We start from the raw sequence: 21045 nt of genomic DNA, 5'->3' as shown, positions 1-21045 counted from the left end.
TACCATCTCACAACTATCGCAAACTTCGTCTGGTTCCGTGCTTGCTCAAGGGACAATCAGTCTTGAGCGCAAATCACTACCTAGCGACATCGGCGATGCTGTCAGCAAAGTACCTCTTCAGTCTTGCTGACCGATATGGTCTAATACAGCTGATGGTGTCAAGAGTGTCAACGGCGGTCGGATTCCAGGCCATGATGGCGGAGTAAAAGCAGGCCATTGAAGATGAGCGCGGATGATATGCAAAGGGCCCCGATCGGGGCCCTTTGCATATTTGCCGTTTTGCGGCGGGTCAGTCGGTGGCGTGGGCGGGAGTGGCCTGGTTTTGCTCCGCCCCGGCAGCGCGGCGGCGGTGGGCGGACTGCTTGAGGCGGTAGCTGTCGCCGTTCATGGTGAGGATGCTGACGTGGTGGGTGAGCCGGTCGAGCAGCGCTCCGGTGAGCCGCTCGGACCCCAGAACTTGGGTCCAGTCCTCGAACGGCAGGTTGGAGGTGACGATCGTCGATCCCCGCTCGTAACGCTGCGAGAAGGTTTCGAACAACAGTTCCGCGCCCGTGGGCGAGAGCGGAACGTAGCCCAGTTCGTCAACGATCAGCAGCTTCACGGCGGCAAGGTCGCGCTGCATCTTGAGCAACCGCTTTTCGTCGCGGGCTTCCATCAACTGGTTCACCAGCGCCGCGGCGGTGGTGAACGCGACGGTGAAGCCCTTCTGGCAGGCCGCCAGGCCCAGCGCGAGCGCGACGTGGGTCTTGCCGGTGCCGCTGTTACCCAGCGCGATGATGTTTTCCCGCCGCAGGATGTATTCGCAACGCGCCAGCTCCAGGACGAGCATCTTGTTGAGGCTGGGGATGGCCGTGAAGTCGAAGGTATCGAGGCTCTTCACCGCCGGGAACCGGGCGGCACGGATCCGGCGCTCGACCGTGCGGCGTTCCCGGTCGATCAGCTCCAGTTCGATGAGGCGCAGCAGGTAGCGGGTATGATCGACGCCATCACGCGCGCATTCCCGGGCCAGCTTCTCATACTCGCGCAGTACCGTCGGCAGCTTGAGCTGCTTGAGGTGATGCGTCAGCAGAACCTGAGGCGTGCCTGCCGTGGTGCCGGCCGGCATCTTGTCGTCCGTTGCCCTGCTCATGCTGCCAGTTCCGGCAGGAGCGTGGCATAGTCGGCGGCGCGGGTCGTCTTTACCTCCATCTTGGGTAGGTGCGGATAGGAGGCCAGATCGAGCCGGGCGGGTCTGCGCTCGATGCGCGCCAGCGCGATCTGCTTGACCGCATCGAAGCCGATCGCGCCGATATGGATCGCCTCGTTTATCGCCAAGGTGACCACCTCCATCGGGATGGCCTCCAGAAGACGCAGCACCTGGATGAACTCGCGTTTGCCCTTGTTGCCCATCCGCGCCTCCAGGAGGTGACGCAGATGCTGGAACACCTCGGGCAAGTCCCAGCCCTGCAACGCGGCAGCTTGGTCGAGTGCTCCTGGCTTGGTCTCGATCAGCGCCAGATAATGGAGCGGGTTCGCCACGAACATGGCCTCGCCATAGCAGCGCGGGTGACGGGCGATCTCCTCGCTGCCGCACAGGATGACGACCTGATCGACGAAGCCCTTCACCACCACGTCCTGGAAGCCGTAGCGGGTCGGAACCGAGTAGTCGTTGGTCCGGTAGCGCACCAATGCTGTCGACGATACGCGGGCGATCCGCGTCTCGCACGGCTCGAACGTCCCTGACGGCAAGGGACGCATCGCAGCCAGGTCGGCCACGAGCCGCTCGCCGATCGTCTGGCTGTGCCGTCCGGCCCGCTCTTCCTGCCGAGCGCGGCAGCGGCGTTCCAATTCCGCGTTAAAGTCGTCGTAGCTCGCCGCCTGCGGGATCGGCACCATGAAGTGTGTCCGCGCGTGCTTGACCAGCCCTTCGACCTTTCCCTTGTCATTGCCCTTGCCGGGGCGCCCGAAGCGATCGGTGAACAGGTAGTGGCTGACCAGTCCGGTGAAGGCCTGGGTGCGCTCGCGCTTGCCGTCACCGCAGATCTTCGCGACCGCGATCTTCGTGTTGTCGTACAGGATCGAGCACGGCACGGCGCCGAAGAACGCACATGCCGAAACGTGCCCGTCGAGGAAAGCCTCGGTCGTCTCCGCCGGATAGGCCTTCACGAAGCAGGCATCCGACTGAGGCAGGTCCATGCAGAAGAAATGCACCTTCTGCCGGACGCCGCCGATCACCCCCACCGCCTCGCCAAAATCCACCTGCGCGTGGCCCGGTGGATGCGCCAGCGGTACGAACGTCTCGCGGCTGCGCGCTCGGCACTGCCGAACGTAATCCTTCACCACCGTGTAGCCACCGCCATAGCCATGCTCGTCGCGCAAACGCTCGAATATCCGCTTGGCCGTGTGCCGCTGCTTCACCGGCGCTATCCGGTCCTCCGCCAGGATCCGGTCAATCACCGGCAGCAACGGCCCCAGCTTCGGCTTCGCCACCGGCTTCGTGCGCGTGTAGCCCGGCGGCAGCGAGAACCGGCACATCTTGGCAATCGTATCACGGCTCAGGCCAAAGACCTTCGCCGCCTCACGCTGACTGTTCCCTTCCACAAACACAAAACGGCGAACCGCTGCGTAGACCTCCACGGCAAACATCCCTGGCCGCTCCAAAAAGAGCAACCTTATCCAATGGCCGGTTTTTACACCGCCGCGCTCAGCAAAACGCCGGCGCTCCATTGGCCTGGTTTGTCACCGCCATGCACAGCCGTCACTTCGGCCACCACGGGCGTTTTCCACGGCCTCACCATTTCGGGAGGCGGGCTTTCCTGCTCTACCTCGTCTGACGTGCCGTTCACGATCATGAAGAACGGCAACGCTGCAACGTCGTTCTTTTTCAACTCGGTGAACTTCGGAAGCGGCTGCAACTACAACGCCAATCTCAACACGGGCGCTGCTTTGACCGTCACGCCCTAATCGAAGCTAACAGGGGGGCGGGGCAACCCGCCCCCTTCTGCCGCCCGCGCCGATCGCGACGGCAATTCGGTTCAAAAGGCCACACGAACCGATCCTGCATAGCCGGCACGCGCGATCGAGCGCGCCACCCAGCTATAGGACTGACAGTGGATTCCATCGCGGCGCGCGCGAGCCCACGCCAGATCAATCACGAGATCGCCCCACCGTTTAGCGACGTTTTCGATCGCGGCCGTGGCGCGGCGATCATAGGGCAAAAGCCAAACGACCTTGCCGACCTGGAGCTTGCCCCGGATCGCGTTGAGATTGTCGGCGAGGTGCGGATTGCCGGCATCATTCGCGCCGGCCGAGATCACGGCGCTACCATAGGAACCCGCAGGCGTCCGATCGAGGATCGCGGCCGAGCCGATCCCGGCCCTCGCTACGACCGTGCAGCGGTTGCCGAGCGCAGCCCGCACCGCAGCGGCCGTGCCGTCCGCGTGACTATCGCCAAGGATCAGGCAGGACGCGAGCAGCATCACCGAAATTCGCCTCTATTGCCGCCGCAAGCATGTCTTGCGCGGCTATTTCAGCCGACGCCGCTTCCAGATCGATTTGGAAATATTCGGTTGGAAGCGGCATCGTTCGCGCGATCAGAAAATAGCGCAGGACCGCATTAGCTCCCGGCGTTCGCGCCCAGCGCCGCAGTGCCGGCGTATCCTTGAATCCACCCGTCGAGAGCATTTCCAAGACCGCCCGATTGATATCGTGAGCGTCGAGGATCAGTGGCACGTCACCTTCCGTTGCGTGCGGGGGCCAAGAGCCGCCCACCGTCATTCCTCCACGGCCGCGATCGAGCGCGGGACGTATCCGGAGGGATTGTAGGAAACCACCCGGATCGGCGACGAATAGGGGTTCATGCTCCCGGCCTTCGGAGAGGCCCGAGGAGCGCGCTTCGCTACGGCCGCCACCCGAACAGGCGAGGCTTGGGGAGTCGGCCTCGCAGCGATGACAGGGGCGGTTGTGACCGGCGCATTATTCACCGTCGCGATCGTCTGAGGCGTCACGGTCAGAGTGTCATAGGTATGGAAGCGCGACGACAGCCAGCTACCCCATTGGCGTGCATAGACCATGATCGCCGCCCGATAAGGGGCGTTGTGGATCGGCGTTCGCGAGTGGTAATTCGCCACCCGCGTCCAGATATCGCCGCGATCGTTTTTGATGTGTCCGCGCAGCCGCCACGCCGCCAGATCGTAGGAATAGCAGCCCGGTTGCGCCACGTCCGCCGTCCCGATCCCGTAGCGCGCGAGCGTGCGAATATAGGCGGTGTTGAACTGCATCGAGCCGATATCATAGGTCGCGTTGGTGTTGCGGACCCATTGCCCCGGCTTGCCGCCTTCCTTTTGAGCGACGGCAAGGATGATGTTGGCAGGCACGCCATACTTGGCCGCCGCGCCGATCGAGCAGACGACCTTTTCATGGATCGCGGGCGGGATATCCGCTGGCATCATGGATTATTCCCCCGATTCACAAACTCGGAAACTTCATTGCTGGCGTCCACACGAGTTGAGGGGTTGCTACCCCGCTGACTTCCCGAGATCGCGTCGCCGCCAAACCCGCCGGGGTCCGCGCCGATCGCTTCCGAAGGGCCGCCGTCGCCATCGAGCGCGCCGCCGTCAGAGCCACCACCACCGAACGAGCCCGAACTACCGGACGAATAGGAGCCGATCGGCGAGGTTGTTGATCCATACGAGCCGAACTCGCCGCCGCCAGTGCCGCCCGAGCTTCCACCGCCACGCGATCCCCCGCGCGATCCCCCTGCCCCGGTTGCTGGCGTCAGGGTTTCGCCGCCGCCTTTCCGCCTCGCAGCCGCCGAGCCGGGGTTGCGGATTTCCGATGCGATTTGGCCGCCGACCGTTCCGGCGACACGCGCGCGAGCCGCGTCAGCTACAGCGCCCATTTTGTTTGAAGCGGTTCGCGCGATCCCACCGCCGAGGTTAGAAGCCATATCGGCCGCGAACAGAGCACCCGTCGCCAACGCGCTACGGCCCTGCGATCCGCCGCCGCCTTCTCCCGCGCCGCCGGCCCCGCCGCCGTCTTCACCCAGCGCAGCGGACGCTTGCGCCGCAGAGCCGGCTTCCGCCGTCGCGGCCACGACTTCTTCGGCTGACCCGGCCGCCGCGCCATCGGGCTCCCCGACCGCCCCGGCGATCCCGCCGCCGGTAGTGCCAGCCGGCGAGCCAGCGCCAGAGGTCGCAGTCTCAGCGCCGCCGCCTTCCGCCGTCGCGGCGCTACGTCCACCCCCGGCGTTGTCGTTCGCGCCACCAGCGCGACCGCCACCCATCGCCGAGGAAAGCGGAGAAGGGCCGCCACCGCCACCGCCACCGCCGCCACCGCCGCCGCCGCCGTCAGGTCCGAGACTACCGCTCCCGCTGGACCCGCCGCCGGACGAGGAACCGCCGCCCGAGCCCGAGAACATGCCGCCGCCGCTTGCCATGTTTTCCTGCGCCGACTTGAACGCGGCGCTTATCGCGCTTGCGCCGCCAGCGGCGTTCGCAGCCCCGGCCGCGAGCGCCGCGCCGCCAGTTGCCGCCGCCGCAACAGCCATGCCGCCCGCAGTCATCGCCGCGCCCGCGCCGAGCGACCCGACATTCGCAGCACCGCCGACACTCGCCCCGGTTATGATGCCGGCGACAATGCCGGGAATCTTATTGACCAGCGCCAACAGGATCACGCAGGCGACCATCATCGCCGCCAGTTCCTTGATCGTCGTCACTGACGACATGCTGGCGTGATATTGGTCAACAAACGTCTTTCCGATGCCGACGAGTAGAACCATCGCCATTAGTGACGCCGCCACGCCGAGCACCGTCTTGAAATAGTTGATCGCCATGTCCGAGGTCCAACGGGAACCCCCGAAACCAAGGAAGAAGATGCCGCCGAAAGCGAGTATCCATGCTGACACGAGCAGCAGGAGCATGTTGACCGCCACAAGGGCCAGCACCACGAGAATAATGCACGCGATGATGATCCCGACCGCAGAATCCACAGGCTCCCAAATCGAAGACTGATCGACCGTCGTGGAGACGATATCGAAACCGATATCGACAATGCTTCCCGGCGTTACAGGGCCTATGCTCGCTGCGTTGGAGCCTAGCTGTTGCAGAGATCGAATGATGGCGTCCGCGATCGAGGGGCCATTCGTCAGCAGGAAGAAATAGAAGCCGGTGAAGACCACAAACCGGATGAACTCGGAGAAAAACTCTCCAAGATCGGCGCGGCGTAGAGCCATGAGGCCCATCGTCCACACTAGGCTGATCGCCGCCAGACCCCAAAACAGGAACGAGGCTGCACTTGTCATCGCAGAGGACCAGCCACGGGCCGCCGCCGCGTAGCGATTCTGGATATCGGTGAACATGCCGCCGCCCTCAGTTTGGGCCAAGGCAGGCGTCGCTACCGTTAATGCTACCAACGTGCAGAGCCCCAACAGGGCCAGCTTATTGCGAGATACAACCATCGTTCCGGCCCTCAGTTATCCGAACTTCACTCGCTCATTTCGGCGTTGTGTATTCGTACTTCCCCGGCGGTGTTTTCTTATAAGACCCGCCGCGCGGATTCGGTTTTGGCTGGATCGGGGCTGGCGCGGTGACAGCAACGGGTTCGACCACTTCGGGTTTGGCACGCATCATCATCACGAGCAGGCCGAGGAGGATGACGATAACCGCCACCAAGAGACCCACGAGCTTCATATTCATTTCGTCATCCTCCTATCGGCGCGATCAGTTTGGCGTCGTATAGCCATAGGTGCCGGCCGCATCCTTTGTGTAAGAGCCAGAGCGTGCCTTTTCAGACGCCGCGACCCGCAGAGCCTTTTCGTCCATAGCGGCCTGCTGGACGGCCAGCGTGGCGGCCTGCTGCGCCATTAGCTGCTGGCGCAGGGCGAGAAGCTGGTTGGCCTGATTAGCGGCGAACTGGTTGGCATAGCCGAGGGCCTGCGCCTGCCCGTCCGCCGATTGGGCGTTGCGCTGCATCTGTTCGAGCGTCGCTGCTTCCTGCTTCAACTGCGTCTGTTGGTCACTGATACCCCGCAGCACATCGTCGTTTGACGCCATGAGAAGCTGTTGCTTGGCACGCTGATTGGTTTGAAGGGCGGCGCGCTGTGCAGCGGTGCAACCTGTCGCCGAAAAGCAGGCCGAGTTTCTGTAGTAATTCGGATTTTGAAATTGGCTCAGATAGGCGTCGATCCCGCCCGTCTGGCGTGTCAACGAGTTGAGCGTATTCGACGTATTTTGCAGCCCGTCGATGGTGCTTTGGGCTTGGCTCCACACGTAGGCCGCAGGAGCCAGCGTATTTTTGAGCATGTTCTGATATTGTTGAAGCTGGGTTTGGTACTGCTGAACCTGCTTCGCCACCTGTGCGACGCTCTGGACAGCCGTGATGGTGTTTTGCTTGACGCTCGCCACATCGACCACGGCGAACTGCGCGTAAGCGGGCGTTGTCATCGGGGCGGCGATGACGGCCAGCCCGAAGCCAATTTTAGCGGCTAAAATTACCTTTCGCATTGGACTCACTCCTTGGGGTTAATAGTCGAAAGCACGATACGGCTTTGAAAACGCGAGGTCTTTCGTGACCACGACGTTGAACCGGAAGCCGGGCCGGATCATCAACGTAGGGGAGATATTGAGGTTCTTTTGGATCATCATAGCGGTAGCTTGACCAAGCTGTTGCCCGAGGGCTTCGCTCAGGGCCGAGCTTGCGCTTTGACGGCTGTTGCCGTTGCTATCGAAGTTGGATTGGGGCTGACTGAGCGTTGCGCCCGCCGTCACGCCAGACATGAACAAGGCCGATCCGAAGATGCGCAGATAGTGATTATTCACCTTGTCCTTGAAGCCGCCATAGCCGGCGCTGTCCGAGCCGGGCATCGCGCCAATGTCCATCGCCTTGCCATCCGGAAAGACGATCCGCTGCCACGCGATCAGCACACGCGATTGTCCATATTGAACGTCAGCGGAGTAGGAGCCCACCAGCCGCGCGCCTTGCGGGATCAGGAGGTATTTGCCCGTCGCGCTGTCATAGACGTTCTGTTGTGAACGGACAAAGAACACTGCATCCGACACCCCACGCCAATTCACCTGACCGACAAAATTCTCTGCACCGGCGTTATTTCCTGACACCCTTCAACATACGCGCCGCCGCGTTGGACGACGGAGCGAGCTTGCGGCCGTAGCGGAGTGCAGTGGCGGTCGAGGTCCATCGCAATGCCTGCGCGATCGGTCCCGCATCCTCGCCATTGGCGAACAGATCCTGGGTCAGGCCGACGCGCAACGAATGCGTGCTCAGCGCATCGATCGCATGGTCGAGATCGGCGCCCATGAGATCGACCAGGCCCTGGTCGGCTGCGGCGAGCGCCGTGCGCTTGATGATCAGCCGCATCGCCGCCGGCGTCAGCGCGCGCTCGCCAATTCCGTAGGTCACCGTGGCCGCGCGCGCAGGCCGCGCCGCCATGCGTTCCCGATCGACCCGGGCATGATAGGCCAGATCCTCGATCGCGAGCGCCCGGCGCGCTTCGCGGGGTTTGGTCCGGATCACCGCTACGCGGCGGAACAAGGCGCCCGCGCGGATTGATGCGGCCTCGCGCCAAAGAGCGACACGCCGCATCGTGTCGGGCGACAGCCACACCCAGGCCCCTTGCCCTTCCTGGTCGGTTTTCGAGTGGGGCACCTCGAGCAGCCCCGATCCATCCTCTTGCGCTTCCATCAATTCGACGGCGACGGCCACCAGCTCCGATACGCGCAAACCCGCATCATAGCCGAGCGACAGGATCGCCGCGTCGCGCAGGCCAGCGACGTCGCGCCCACACGCCTCGAGCAGCACCGACAGCGTGAACCCCCTGACGGCTTCCCGCCCGATCCCTTCGCCGAGCCGCAACGGGCCGGCCTGGCGCTGCCGGACTCCGGCCCGACGCCGCAGCCCACGCAGCGCATCGCGGACCACGACGGCACCGACGGGGCATGGAACGTCGAGAAGGTGATGGGCCACCGCCAGCGAGGACAGGCGCCGGGACACGGTCGCCGGCTTGAGCCGCCGCGCCTCGCAATAGTCAATATAGGCGACAAGCCGCGCTTCGTCGGCGGGCAGGCCGATCCCGCCGCGCTCGGCCGAGAAGCGCGCGTAGCAATCGAGATCGACCGCGAGCGCCTTGATGCTGGCGGGCGCCCGCGCCTCGATGCTCTTCTGGAAGTTGAGTTCGACCAGGCTGGCGCCTTCGCCTGTCAGCTCCTGAAGCAACTCGACGAGCTGGACCGCGCGATCTTGCGCGGCGCCCGACCGCCGCTGGGGCAGCGGCGCCTCGCCGGGTGCCAGGATCGTCACGATCTCCGCGGAAACCGAGCGCTTGGGCATGGGCAGACGCTCTGTCTGTGCAGCGATCGACAGGACGGATTTGGCGCGCATACCGGGGGACTATAACCCCGATTTCGCCGAAGTCACTATCGATAACACTCTATTATCGATAGTGCAAAAAAGGGCGTGCTAGGGATGGTGCAGTTAAGGCAGTTTAGGTTACCCTTGCGACATGCCCGATTTTTGCGATCCATCGACCCGATTCCATCCGCTCCGATCGGACGAAGATGCGCCGATCGAAGACCTGATGACGGCAAGGGTGCGCGCGGCGCTCACCTGGGGCCAGCTGCAAGGCCGTTTAGCGCATGTGCCCGCGCAAGTTGCGCATCAATTCTGCGCCGCGCTCGCCCGCCTGCTCCTCGTCGAAGCGCTCACGGGTAGCGGCTTTTCCGGCGCGAACAGCTGGTTTTCCGCATGGTTTTCCGGCCTCCAGCCCGTGCCCGACGCCACCGCCCATGTCGCAGCCCCGCCCTCGCTGGTCGCCGACACGCTGCTCGCCGAGCTCTCGCTGTCGGCCTGGGCGCCGCTCGCCGACACGGCCATCCAAATCCGCGCCGCAGCGCATTTCCATCGCGGCGAGGGCGCCCCGCAAGGCGAGCGCGGCGATGCCCCCGCGTTCGCCGTAGCGGAAGCGGCGCGGCTCGCCGAGCCGCCCGCCGACGATCGCGCGGACGACTGGCCCCTCGCCGCGCTCGATCGCCTGCATCGGGCCGCGGCCGCCTCGCCGCATTTCGCGCCCACCGAGCGCAGCTACCAGCTGCTCCCCCTGCCCGCCGGGCCGGTCTCCTTCGAGCAGACGCGGACGGCCACGCCGCTGTGGGCGCTCGATCTCCTCGCCGGCGCCCTGATCGCGCGGAGCGCGCCAGCGACCAGGCCGCTGCCCCTGCCCGGAGCCGTGCGCGCCGAGGCGCTCAGACCCGAGCTCTGGTCCCGCGAGCGCGCCATTATCACGGCCGAGGCCGCCGGCGAAGCTGCGCAGCGGCTGAGCGACCAGCTCGATGCAGCCCATGCGAGCGTGCGCGAAGTGCATGAGGCGATGACCGTCCTGCGTTCGACCTCGCGCGCGCCGCTGCTCTACCGGCTGCTCGCGGGCTTCGGACCGCTGCGCCCGCTCCAGATCGAGAAGGCCCTTGGCGTTTCGAAAAACGGCGTGCGCGATCTCGTCGCCGCCCTCGTCAAAGCGGGCCTCGCCGAGCGGGCGGCGTACGAACATCACACGATCATCCGCGCCCTGCCCCGCGCGCGCCGTGCCACGCTGGCGGCCGAGGGTGAAAGCAGATCCGTTGAAACCAGCTCCGGCGCGACGTTCGCCGCGTTCGACGCGGCCATGGCCGATGTCGAGCGCGTGCTCGCCCGTATGGAGACGGCGCGCGAATGACCCCGGCAACACGGCAAGATAGGAAACCCCGGCAGAAACTTCAAATCGACGCGCCCGATACGGGACTCGCGCCGCCGTTTCAGGCCATGACCTGTCTTTGAACGATCAAAGGAAAGTTCGCGCAAAAGCCCCTGGGAGCGCAAAAAGGCGGTCTCGGATAGGAGGGGGCGCCCAGAGGCCGCCACCACGCCCTACGGGCCTCCTGAGGGCAAATTCGCGCGAAATGCCCAATGGGCGACCGTCGCCGTCCGGCTTTACCATCCGCGCCCATGACCCGGCAGATCGAGCAGGATGCGAAACCTGGGAGCGGCGAAGCAGGCGGCGAGCCGCGCCCGCCACAGATCGCCATTCGCGCTGCAAGCCGGCTCGGCGCAGCCGGCGGACATCGCCGCGCCCACCATCCCCGATGCTTGCAGGTAAAACAGCGCCTCCTGGAAACCACGGCGCTGCGCTGACATCGCCGCGCTCTCCGTCGCGGCGGCGTCTCGTACCGCGCGCGCCAGCGCCGCGCGGCGAGCCTTCAGCCCCTGCATCAAATGGGCACGGGGATAATTGCGCTTGGCCTGCTCGAGCTGCTCGCAGACCATGGTGAGCCGGCGACGCTCGCGGTCGAGCTGCCGCAGGCCGACCCTGGCGATCGCCTCCGCCAGATCCGATAATTGGGGTCCGACGCCGGAAGCCGCCTTTCGCGGCAGGCGTGCCGGCTGCGCATCGAAGCGGAAGATTTGCTCCCATCGCCCGGCTTTCAGCCCGTCACTGCTGTGGAGCGCCGCCAGCAGCAGATGACGCACCGGAGCGTAGTGGAAGCGGTTGCCGACCAGCGCCGCCCGGTACCGCTCCCAACCTACCCGGTCACCGGGGCGGGCGCCGCGGATTTGCTCCCGCGCAATCATCCCGTTCCACAGCACTCGGGTTTTGACGAAGGCAAACCGCGCCATTTGCGCGCGCGTGCGCGCGACCCGGGCCGCGAGCGCCCGCTCGGCGGCCTGCGTCCGCCCCAGGGCCCTGATCCCCGCAAGATCGGTCAGCAACAGCGCATGACGGTCGCAGAAGGTCGTCACGCGCAAGATCCAGCTCCGCTCGATCCGCCACGGCGCGCCGGACACCAGCCAGTCAAGCCAGCACTGGGCGCAGCCGATTGACCGCAGCGTCAGCGGCAACAGATCGCCGCGCCCACAGCCGACGAACGTCCTAGAAATCGCCTTCGCGGGCACCATCGTCGCCCACGCGAGCCGTTCTACCATCACCTGGCGGCGGTCCGGCACGCCAGCGACCGCCGGCGCCGGCGCGGCCAACCAAGCCGATGCGCGCGACGTGGCCGGTACGCGCGACGTGGCCGGTACGGGCGACACGGCCAGGTCGCGATCGGCGAGCGCCGCGTCGATGCCGAGATGGCGAAACAGCGCTTTGGGCGTGGTCTCATGACGCGCGGCCAGGCGGCGCAGCCAGGATTCGAAACATTCCTCGGGCAGCGGCCTCACCCGAAACGCCAGCGGCTCGATCTCCCGCCCGCTCATTCCGGGCTATAAGGCGTAAACAATTGCAGCGCCTCGGTGATATCGTCCTGGGTCACGAACCGGCGGTCATGCCGCCGCGCGACCTTTCCCGACCAGTGCAGGATGCGCTTGAAGTTCCCGGTGACCCCGCCGCTGGTCCGCCAGATGCGCTCGGCGAACGCGGGTTCGGCGAGATGGTCGGGCTCCTCCATCCCCATGCCGCGGGCCAGCGCGCGGATCAGGCGCTGCGCGGGCTCGCCCGGCTCCCATAACGGCAATTTGAGGATGATTGAGCGGTACGCCAGCTCGACATCGTCGGCGAAGATCTGCCGGGCGACATCGAGGCCCGCCACGACCAGCGGCACATTGCCCGCGCTCATCAGGAAGCGGAACGCATCGAGCGTATCGCGCCGCGCAACGCCGCTCGCGGTCAGGATCACATGGACATTGTCGATCGCGACCAGCCGCGTGCCCTGTTCGGCCAGCAGGTCGACGACCTTCAAATCGGCGGTTTTGTGCGTGTTCGTGCGGATCGGCCAGCCCTGTTTCCAGAGCAGGGCGAGGTTGATCTTGAGCGAGGTCGGACTCGAGGGAATGACCGTGCGCAGCACGGGCTGATAGCGCGCCTCGCCCCAATCGGCGGGCTCGGGAAAGGCTTCGGCAAGGCGGCGCTGCGCTTCGCGCAGGATCGAGGTTTTGCCCATGCCGGACTGTCCGGTGAGCACGATGCAGGTCGGGCGTTCCTCGGGATCGTCATGCGCGACATCGACGATCGTCTCGACCGCGTTCCGCGCTTCTTCGAAATCGATCCAGAAGGAGGGCGCCAGCGATGGCGCGGTCGCAGCGGCGCTCATGTCCGCTCCTGCAACCAGTCGTCTTCGCTGAGCTCGGCGACCGGTTTCCAGTCAATGGGCGGCTTTTCCGGCGCTTCGCCATACCGGAGGTCCGCGAGCGTCGTCCCCTCGCCTTCGCGGCGCTTTGCCTGGCGCCGCGCCGCCTTCGTGCGAACGCGGGCGCGGTGGATTTCCTGATTGGCGGCGGCCACCGCCCGCGCCGTCGCCGCGCGACCGCCATCGGCCTGGTAGGCCCGGCCTAGCGCCCGCACTCCTGCCCTGGCGGCCTCCCAATCCGCCTCCCAGACGTCGGGATAGTCGCCGACAACCGGCAATTCGACATAGCGGCCGTCGAGGTCGGCGTAGATATGCTGGATCGTCCGCTCATCCCAGCTGATCTCGACCCTTTGGCCGATCCTGGCGGCAAGCATCGGGTGCCAGTAATGGCGATATCTGATCTGGATACCCTTGGCATGGACCGTGAGCGACTTCGACGGCAGAAACTGGCGGAACAGTTCGCCCGCATCGACCGACACGGGCAGCAGCGGGCTGTGCTTCGCCGCCTCGCGCTCCCACATCTGGGCCGGACACAGGCCGCCCAGCGCGCTATGCGGCGCGTGATGATAGATCGCGATCTGGCACAGCAGCCAGCGCTCGAATTCCACAAGCGTCATCGCCGCGTCCGCCTCGGCATCATAGCCGTCGCGCGCCGCCACGTTCGATCCGGTCGCACCGGGCAAAAGCCGCAGTTTTCCAATCATCGTGCCGATCAGCCGCTCGATATGCCCGCCAAGATGGGCCGGCCCGGGCCTCCGCACATCGGGGCCAATCCCATTGCGGACGCAGGCGCGCCGGAAGGCTTCGGAGCGATGCGGTTTGGCCTGATCGGCATGCAAGCGCCGGAACAAACCGTGCATCGGATAGCTGACATCGACGCCCAGGTGGGCGAGGGCCGGCTCTTTGGGCAACACAGCGCTCGCAACCGCCCGTCCGCACCGGAATATCGAGGGGTCGCCGAAGCTGACATAGTAACCAAGAATGGACCGGGTCCAGATTTCGATGAGGAAGGTGATCCACGGTCTTCCGAGCTGTTCGCGCCGCAGACTATCGACCAGGATGACATCGCCCTTGGTGTGATCCATCTGAACCAGGTCGAGAAATCCCTCGCTTGCATATTCGCCGGGGTGCGGTTCATGGGCGCTCCGCGTCTTCGATCCCATCGTCGCTTTCGCCCAAACACGGCTCGGAATCTCAGCCAGAAGCCGCTCGATCGTCTTCTCGCTTGGGATCAGATCGGCGGGAAAGCGATGATCTCCGTTGTCCGCGTGCAACAGGCCCCAAATCTGCCGCGCCGCTTCCGCACGCGATGGCGGCACCATCTTGAGCGCAATTTCGTCGATCAACGTCTCGATGGCGGCCCTCACCTCGGGATCGATCCTGTGCGATCCAACAGCGGGTCCACGCGGTTTTGGAGCCAGCGTTTCCGCGACCGGATGCACCCGGAAGCGCGCGGCCAGTGTCCGTATCTGCCGCTCTTTAAGGCCGGTTGCCTCGGAAATCGCCTGAACCTGAGCCGCTGTCACCGGGCCGGAAAGCGATATATGTCGCCGGAAATGGGGGTAGAGAGCCAATCCCGCCTCAAGCGATTTGAGGCTCCGCCGGGGCGCTGGAGACGGCTTGCGCTCAATCACGGAACGGGCTCCCCAATGATTTTTGCTGTCCGCGAAATGTAGCTTATTTTGTCGAACACCGCGACGTGTATATTGCCCTAGACAGAATTACTCGCAGAGCATCCGATGTAATATATTGATATTACATGATATTATTGAAATGTAGCCTATTTTGTCGGCTGACATATGCAGAGACCTCGCCGATCGTTATAGCGGGAAGCGCGCGAGTTCACGTGCCCCGCAACTCTACGGCCTCCTCTCCGGCTTTGGCCCGCTGCGTTCGTCCCAGATCGAAGCCGTGCTGGGCGCCACCCGCCTCGGGGTGCGGACCATGCTTGCCGCCCTGTCGCAGGCAGGCGACCTGACCATCGAAACCCTGTCGGGGGTCAAGCTCTATTCGGTTACGCACACTCGGGCGCCCCTTGCGCCATCCGCGCTGACCGATGAACCGGGCCACTTTTCGAGTGAGGCGCTCGAGGACTATGATGCCGCGCTCGCGCAGATCGACGCCCTGCTGGCGCGCTACGACGATCGAGACGATCGATCGGACGGCGAAAGCTGAAATCCGGCGAAAATCGCGTCCCCGCAAATGCCCCTTACAGCGCCAAAACGACACTGAGCCAGGCACGACTATAGCAAGGGCCTCAAATCGCGCTGTACGGGCTTCTCAGGGCAAATTTACATGCCGAGCGCGCCACGCCGACCGTCATCCACCCAATTTTGCACCAATGAGCTGCCTATGAAGCCGAACAAGCCATGTCCGTAATCGCGCGCCGCATGGCGACCGATCGGACCGCCCCGTCGGGCGCACCGCACGCGCCAAGTCGCGCGCGGCCTTATCGAGGCGTGCCAGCGACGTCGCAAGCCTGTCATCGCGGCGAGACCCATCGGATGCCGGCATCACCGACAAGGGCAATTGATGCTCGTGACACCACAAGTTGGCGCTCGATATTCATTCCTTGCGATATGAAGCGACCGCCCTTCGGCTAGCATGCCGGACCAGCAGCATGCGCACCCATAGTGGCGCAGGGCGGGTGGCAACAACCAATGCGCGGGCCACGCGGAAAAACCGTCCATCACCGCAGCGCTGCCGATATTCACTGCCCATCCCAGCCCGGTAACGAGTTCGTCGATGGCCGCATGATGCCACGTCGGCAGGTCGAGCTTGCCGCGCGCCGGATCATAATCTTCCGGATCGGTATCGAAATCGAAATAGCGGAACAAGGTTCTGCGCGAGGTGTCGTGGCGCCGCGCGATCCGGTCAAGCCACGAATCGAAACACTCTTCAGGCTGGCGCTACCATCGTTGGAATTCGTCACCACCGGCCTTGCTATGATGCTCTCGCTTGTGTTGCAGCCTTCCGAGTTCGTTTCCCCTTCCCTCTTGAATCTCTTTCAAAGAGAGGAAGCGCCGCAGGCGGCGTTACTTCGTTTAGACTCTAAGGTTCAAAAGTTAGCCTGTGGACGGCTTGCCTGCGACTCACGGATTCATCACGAGTCGCGCGCATTGCCCCGTTCCTAAAATACCGTTCGGCCGTTCCCGAAGTACCTAGCTATCCGTTCCCATTGAACCGTGATTCGGTTCCCAAAGTACCGTGCTGCGTTCCTGAAATACCGTGCCTCGGCTCGTGCTGTCCTGTGAGTAAAATGCGTTTTACCGGGACCTATATACCGGAAAACAGGGTCTTTTCCAGCGTTCAGGCTATTTCAGATTGCCTCATTTGGCGGGCGGTTGCGTCCGCGGGTTAGCGGCTTACGGATCGATTCGGCGACCCCAGATTCGCAATAGCGACTCGCCACGGTATTTCAGGAACGCCGAGGTGCCCTCTGGGGTGCTTCGCCGCTGTAGGACATCGCCGTTTGGTTAAATCGATGGCGCGAGACTGGCTCATAGGTGCGTGCCGGCAGCGACTTCGTCCGGCCGTTCGGGCGCCCTCCTGGCCTTTGGACCGAATTCATCGGGCCGTACACGGTACTTGGGGAACGGCTATTCCAGTGGCCCCGCAACGGAGTTGGGCGCCGGCTCCGCCAGTGTGGGGCATTCTCACGGTATTTCAGGAACGGCCTTGCGCTCAGGGCCTTGCGCATCTGTTGGTCAACATGGAGAGGCCCCCTACCCGCCCGCTCGGCGTGGCTCCCGTGACCGTCGGGCGAGCCTGAACATTGACGTCGTGCAGCCTGATCCGGCCTCGGCGCGTCTTGCAGGCGTCTGGCGCGCGTTCCCAATATACCGATATCTTGCGGTCGCGCTCTGTTGTGCTGTTCTGCTTTCAGATTTCTGAGTGCCGGGCGCTGGACGTCTCACTGACCGTCGCCATTGCGAGGACCCTATTGCGATCACGGCGTACGGATCGGGCGGAGAATCCGCAGGTGAGGGTGGGCCGCCGGGCAGGGTGATTGGTCAGCCGCGATGCCGGCGGGTTTGACGCGGTACTACAGGAACGGTCGGTCGGGCAGTTCCACGGTCTGCGGCTGTTGACCTAGAGGGCAGGGCGCTGCTTGGAGCAGAACGTCGCGAATATCTGGGTGATGTTCTTGGCGTTGTAGGCGATCTCGCGTTGACGCAGGAACGCACGAAAGTCGCTGGCCACCAGGCCGTAGTCTCGCTGCGGGCTCGGTAGGTTGGCGCGAGCGATCGCGCCGAACGGTGTGTGCGCAATATGACCGTCAGGGAAGACGATCTCCCGTTCGTCGGCCGAAGCTTTGCTCAACACGGTTTTGGAAGCTGGCGCGGGGACCGGGGCAGGGGAGGGGGTTCCTACTGCCTCCTGGGACAGGTCTCGGCGGACCATGCGCAGGAAGGGTTCAGCGTCATCCCGCGATTCCAGCTCGAGCGAATAACCGGGTAGGGAATCCTCTTTCACGATCTTGGTCATCTCGAACTTGAACCGACGGTAGTCGCCTTCAGCGCCGGATTTCTCGAACAAGGTGGGCATGGAAATGGCAAATCCATCGGAACCAGCGCCGCCGGCATGCTTCCTGGCAACCCGATAGAGCCACCGCTCGCGTCCGCCCGTTAGCGAGAAATACGCAGGATCGATCGCGAGGACGCCGCCCTCCATGAGCACGCCGTCATAGAACCATTTGGCGAGGGTGATCCGCATGCCGCGGATATTGCCCGTGCGATCCTTCAGCTGGCTATAGCTATCGATCCAGGAGAATGTCGTTTCGACCGAGTCTCCCGAGCGGATGTTCGTCTTGACGGTCGTCGACTGCAGCCTGTCGAGCGCATTGCCGAGGAGATCATAGGCGCGCCCGCCAACTTCGCGCTTAAGCGTCCGGAGCATGTCATAGGGCACGACATGCAGGGTCTGGGGAATGTCGTTCGTTCCGCGGCGCTTGTGTTCGATGAGCACCGACGCGCAGTAGATGAGAATGTCGAGATCGTAGATCGTCGCCAGCCCATACTCCGAGTTCGCCGTGACATGCACGGTGATCTTCCGGTCGGGGCTTACATAATCGATCGGCTTCAGGCGCTTGCGCTTGGACAGAGAGAAGAACGGCCGCTCCATCGTCTCGCGCTGGTCCCGGAGGGGCAGCGTCGTGAGCTGAGGAAGAAAGAGGTCGACCTGACCGTCTTCGCGGGCGTTCTTTGGCATCGCATGTCCTGGGCGGAGTAAAACACGTTTTACTCTCATCTAACTGATTGTTTTACAAATATAATCCCTAAATCCGTCCGTCGTCACCGAGTGAATTTCGCAGCTTCCAAAACCGGCCGCAGGGTCTCGAGGATCTCATCGATCGAGGCCGCGCCGCGCGGATTGATATTGACCGTAATCCCCTTGGCCCTGGTGTCGACGAGGATCTGCCCGATCTGCGCACCGCCGGCCATCGTCAGAGCCGCCTTTGCCCTGCGAGCCGGTTGCGCCTTGGTCGGCTGCGCTGCGCCGGCAAGGCGTTCGCACACTTTGCTGCCTTCGATCCGGTCGGCACCGGCATTACGCAAGGCGGCCTGCTCAGCCGCGATCTCGATCGCCGCTGCAACGATGCCATCGCGATGCCGCTCGTCCTTCAGCAGAGGCGCCAGGCGCATGCCGTGACGAACCTTGATATCGCCTGGATCAGCAAAGGCGGAAACGACTTCGTCCGGGAGCTCCGAGAGCTGCAGGAGGTTGTGAAGGTTCTGCTTGGGGATCGCGAGCCGGTCAGCCATCTGCGTCCGGACACCGCCATAATAGGCATCGACGGCATGACGGTAGTTGCGCGCGCGTTCGAGATCGGTGACATCCTCCCGTTCGCGGTTTTCAAGGTCCGCTAGCCGGAAGGCACCTTCGTCGTCGAGCGTTTCGATCCGCGCCACCAACTCGATTTCCGAGTGGTTGTTGGCGTGGAGCCAGGACACGCAGAAATGGCGCCTCGTTCCGACGATGAGCTCGTAGGGCCGATCGCTATTGGGAGTCCGGCGAACGACCACCGGCTCGCGGTTCGTGCCTTCTTCCCGAATGGATTCGATCAACGAGGAACAACGATCGTAGCTGAGCGCCGCGTAATCGCGCGCGTTGCCGCGCCAGATCGAGCATTCCGAGGGCTTCAGGCGAATCGTGGGCCGTTTGACGGTGCGGGCGATCTCATCGAACGCGATGCCGCGCCGCTCCAAGAAGGACGGGGCAGCGGGCTCCTCGCCCGGCAATTCCTGGACCGCGAGGTCCTGGCCATCGTCTTTCGCAATCGGGGTTGGCACCGGCGTCGTGCCGATGCTCTCGATGGCGTTTGTCAGGAGACTCCGTCGCTTGCCGCCCGCGCTGCTCATGCCGCCTCCGTCAGCCGATCGGTGCCAAGCTGCGCCATCCGGGACGGCCACTGCTTGCAGATATCCTTCTCAATCTCCCGGAACACCATGTTCAGGTTGTCCCGACAACGCGTGTAGGTCTGGTGCGAGCCATAGGGCTTGTTTATCTCGTAGATCGACGACATTGAGAGCCCGGCGTTCTTGACCTCTTCGGAGAGGAGGATCGGTGTCGAGAGCATCTGCCCGGCATAGGTCTTTTCCATGACCTGCAACATCTGCGCTTCATTGGTGCGACTGGGCTGGAACATGGTGCAGACGATCCGGATGAACCCGTAGTCGATCGAAGAATCGAACTTCGACACCAGTTCCATGGCCTCACGGCAGGTCTGCATGAAATGAATGGTCGACAGATAGTCGAGCTGCCTCGCGGGAACGGGAATCAACAAGCCATCAGCCGCGGTCAGCGTGTTGACGCCGAGGAACCCCATTGCCGGGGGCGGATCGAGAATGACGACGTCATAGTCGTAGCGAACCTCTTCCAGCCCGATCCGCAGCATCCGGAAAGCCCCGGCGATGGCCGTCGGACCCTCCTCGATCGTCGCCGTCAACTCCCACTCGGTATCCTGCAATCCGAGGTTCGCCGGGCAGATGTCGATATTCGGCCAGCAGGTCCTCTGGATCGTCTTGCGGAGCGAATCGGCCTCGTCGATGCGCGGCGACAGGAAGTTTGATAGCGTGTGCGTTTCGTCGACCAGCGCTTCGAGATTGACGTCGAACATCACGCTCATGGAGGCCTGCGGATCGCAGTCGACCACTAGGACGCGGTATCCGCGCAGACCGAGATAATCCGCAAGATGCTTGGCGGTCGTGGTCTTGCTGACCCCGCCCTTGAAGTTCTGCGTGGCGAGCACGACCGCCCGTTCCTCGGGCAATTTGCCCATTTTGATACCCAGGGCCTCGCGAATCGCGATCAGGTCCTCAACGGTATAGAAACGGCGTCCATTGGCCGCCGTCTTGGGCGCGGGAAGCCGCCCGCGCGCTTCCGCTTTGGACAACGCCTCAGGCGTGCGGCCGAGAAATTCCGCGGCGACCGTAGCGCCCATGGAGATGTTCAAGGTCTTCCGGTCGGAGGGGTCGATCGCCGCCTGGCGAAGCACGCTTTTGGCATTCTCGCACGAGGTGATCATCGCGTCGAGAATCTGACCCGAAAGCATCGTGATGTCCCCCTTCTCAGCAATATTTGGCAGGGGTTCGTGAAAACGGACCCTGAAATGACCATAATTCGGGACAACTATGCCAAATTGAGGGTGGTTAGTCAAATTGGTGCCATTGCGGGTCAACGAGCCGGTACAGACCCGAGAACGGCTGAGTCTTTCAGGACGCGTCCAGCAGCCGAAATAACCCCAAAAATCTACACACGGCAGGCAATACTCACAAATGCCATGCGGCGCGGCGTATAGATTTCCGCGAGCCCCTATCCAAAGAAGACCGCAGCCACCAGCGATCCCAATCACGAACCTCGTCCGAATCGCGCAGGCCCAAGACGCGCAAATCGATGTCTTGCGACTCACCGTGGGGAAACGCCTGATCCTTGCACGCACGACATGAATTGAGGAGCG

Annotated in this window: 19 protein-coding genes and 1 pseudogene; 4 read left to right on the top strand and 16 right to left on the bottom strand. The window is 63.8% G+C overall.

From position 1 onward, the window contains the following. Positions 1–289 precede the first annotated feature (289 nt). Positions 290–1105, bottom strand: coding sequence for an IS21-like element helper ATPase IstB (gene istB, locus ACZ2HM_RS24070; protein WP_037556858.1), 816 nt, complete (start codon positions 1103–1105; stop codon positions 290–292). Between the two features lie 20 nt (positions 1106–1125). After that, positions 1126–2625: an IS21 family transposase gene (istA, locus tag ACZ2HM_RS24065; RefSeq protein ID WP_184081891.1), complete on the bottom strand. Its 1500-nt coding sequence runs from the start codon at positions 2623–2625 to the stop codon at positions 1126–1128. Positions 2626–2658: 33 nt separating this feature from the next. On the opposite strand from istA, the gene ACZ2HM_RS24060 reads away from it, so the two are divergent. Continuing rightward, positions 2659–2943, top strand: a complete 285-nt coding sequence (locus tag ACZ2HM_RS24060; RefSeq protein WP_213503726.1) for a hypothetical protein — start codon at positions 2659–2661, stop codon at positions 2941–2943. A gap of 71 nt (positions 2944–3014) precedes the next feature. On the opposite strand, the gene ACZ2HM_RS24055 is transcribed toward ACZ2HM_RS24060, so the two are convergent. The 8 genes and pseudogenes from ACZ2HM_RS24055 to ACZ2HM_RS24020 all read right to left on the bottom strand — a co-directional run bounded on the left by ACZ2HM_RS24055 (position 3015) and on the right by ACZ2HM_RS24020 (position 9321). Beyond that, positions 3015–3461 (bottom strand): hypothetical protein, encoded by a 447-nt coding sequence (locus ACZ2HM_RS24055; protein WP_217373608.1) that lies wholly within the window; start codon positions 3459–3461, stop codon positions 3015–3017. Further along, positions 3424–3711, bottom strand: coding sequence for a hypothetical protein (locus tag ACZ2HM_RS24050; protein WP_213503728.1), 288 nt, complete (start codon positions 3709–3711; stop codon positions 3424–3426). The genes ACZ2HM_RS24055 and ACZ2HM_RS24050 overlap by 38 nt, the downstream gene beginning before the upstream one ends. 41 nt (positions 3712–3752) lie before the next feature. Further along, positions 3753–4430 carry a transglycosylase SLT domain-containing protein gene (locus ACZ2HM_RS24045; protein WP_341897538.1) on the bottom strand — a complete coding sequence of 226 codons (678 nt, stop codon included), beginning with the start codon at positions 4428–4430 and terminating at the stop codon, positions 3753–3755. Further along, positions 4427–6337 carry a P-type conjugative transfer protein TrbL gene (gene trbL, locus ACZ2HM_RS24040; protein WP_341897540.1) on the bottom strand — a complete coding sequence of 637 codons (1911 nt, stop codon included), beginning with the start codon at positions 6335–6337 and terminating at the stop codon, positions 4427–4429. The genes ACZ2HM_RS24045 and trbL overlap by 4 nt, the downstream gene beginning before the upstream one ends. A gap of 133 nt (positions 6338–6470) precedes the next feature. Then, positions 6471–6674, bottom strand: a complete 204-nt coding sequence (locus tag ACZ2HM_RS24035; RefSeq protein ID WP_299103697.1) for a flagellar basal body L-ring protein FlgH — start codon at positions 6672–6674, stop codon at positions 6471–6473. Positions 6675–6698: 24 nt separating this feature from the next. Then, complete coding sequence (gene trbJ / locus ACZ2HM_RS24030) at positions 6699–7481, bottom strand: P-type conjugative transfer protein TrbJ (RefSeq protein ID WP_341897542.1); 783 nt, start codon at positions 7479–7481, stop codon at positions 6699–6701. A gap of 18 nt (positions 7482–7499) precedes the next feature. Continuing rightward, a pseudogene (locus ACZ2HM_RS24025) lies at positions 7500–8003 on the bottom strand (TrbI/VirB10 family protein); the annotation flags it as partial. A gap of 76 nt (positions 8004–8079) precedes the next feature. Next, the gene (locus tag ACZ2HM_RS24020) at positions 8080–9321 is read right to left on the bottom strand and encodes a site-specific integrase (protein WP_030541452.1); all 1242 of its coding nucleotides are present in this window, start codon (positions 9319–9321) and stop codon (positions 8080–8082) included. Between the two features lie 172 nt (positions 9322–9493). Here ACZ2HM_RS24020 and ACZ2HM_RS24015 point away from each other — a divergent pair, with 172 nt between their 5' ends. Next, positions 9494–10699, top strand: coding sequence for a MarR family transcriptional regulator (locus tag ACZ2HM_RS24015; RefSeq protein ID WP_030538460.1), 1206 nt, complete (start codon positions 9494–9496; stop codon positions 10697–10699). A 254-nt stretch (positions 10700–10953) separates the two neighbouring features. On the opposite strand, the gene ACZ2HM_RS24010 is transcribed toward ACZ2HM_RS24015, so the two are convergent. From ACZ2HM_RS24010 to ACZ2HM_RS24000, 3 genes are read right to left on the bottom strand one after another with little or no spacing between them, the layout of a single operon-like run. Beyond that, positions 10954–12216, bottom strand: coding sequence for a TniQ family protein (locus tag ACZ2HM_RS24010; RefSeq protein WP_048575061.1), 1263 nt, complete (start codon positions 12214–12216; stop codon positions 10954–10956). Beyond that, on the bottom strand, positions 12213–13049 hold the full coding sequence (locus ACZ2HM_RS24005) for a TniB family NTP-binding protein (protein WP_030540651.1): 837 nt from the start codon (positions 13047–13049) through the stop codon (positions 12213–12215). The genes ACZ2HM_RS24010 and ACZ2HM_RS24005 overlap by 4 nt, the downstream gene beginning before the upstream one ends. Next, on the bottom strand, positions 13046–14719 hold the full coding sequence (locus ACZ2HM_RS24000; RefSeq protein WP_030540650.1) for a Mu transposase C-terminal domain-containing protein: 1674 nt from the start codon (positions 14717–14719) through the stop codon (positions 13046–13048). Before ACZ2HM_RS24000 ends, ACZ2HM_RS24005 begins: the two co-directional genes overlap by 4 nt. 151 nt (positions 14720–14870) lie before the next feature. Here ACZ2HM_RS24000 and ACZ2HM_RS23995 point away from each other — a divergent pair, with 151 nt between their 5' ends. Together ACZ2HM_RS23995 and ACZ2HM_RS23990 are read left to right on the top strand one after the other, a co-directional pair. Continuing rightward, the gene (locus tag ACZ2HM_RS23995; protein WP_470427344.1) at positions 14871–15260 is read left to right on the top strand and encodes a hypothetical protein; all 390 of its coding nucleotides are present in this window, start codon (positions 14871–14873) and stop codon (positions 15258–15260) included. 485 nt (positions 15261–15745) lie between these two features. Further along, positions 15746–16219, top strand: a complete 474-nt coding sequence (locus ACZ2HM_RS23990) for a hypothetical protein (protein ID WP_137903204.1) — start codon at positions 15746–15748, stop codon at positions 16217–16219. 958 nt (positions 16220–17177) lie between these two features. Here the strand turns inward: ACZ2HM_RS23990 and ACZ2HM_RS23985 are convergent. The 3 genes from ACZ2HM_RS23985 to ACZ2HM_RS23975 form a co-directional block, all read right to left on the bottom strand. Beyond that, a complete protein-coding gene (locus ACZ2HM_RS23985; RefSeq protein ID WP_017183331.1) occupies positions 17178–18296 on the bottom strand; it encodes a replication initiator protein A in 1119 nt (372 codons plus the stop codon). 83 nt (positions 18297–18379) lie between these two features. After that, a complete protein-coding gene (locus ACZ2HM_RS23980; protein ID WP_017183332.1) occupies positions 18380–19447 on the bottom strand; it encodes a ParB/RepB/Spo0J family partition protein in 1068 nt (355 codons plus the stop codon). After that, positions 19444–20640, bottom strand: a complete 1197-nt coding sequence (locus tag ACZ2HM_RS23975; protein WP_017183333.1) for an AAA family ATPase — start codon at positions 20638–20640, stop codon at positions 19444–19446. The genes ACZ2HM_RS23980 and ACZ2HM_RS23975 overlap by 4 nt, the downstream gene beginning before the upstream one ends. Positions 20641–21045 lie beyond the last annotated feature (405 nt).

This window comes from Sphingobium sp. KKT206, assembly GCF_055640555.1.
The sequence above is the reverse complement of the archived record's forward strand: the minus strand, read 5'-3'. Positions and strand labels throughout refer to the sequence as shown.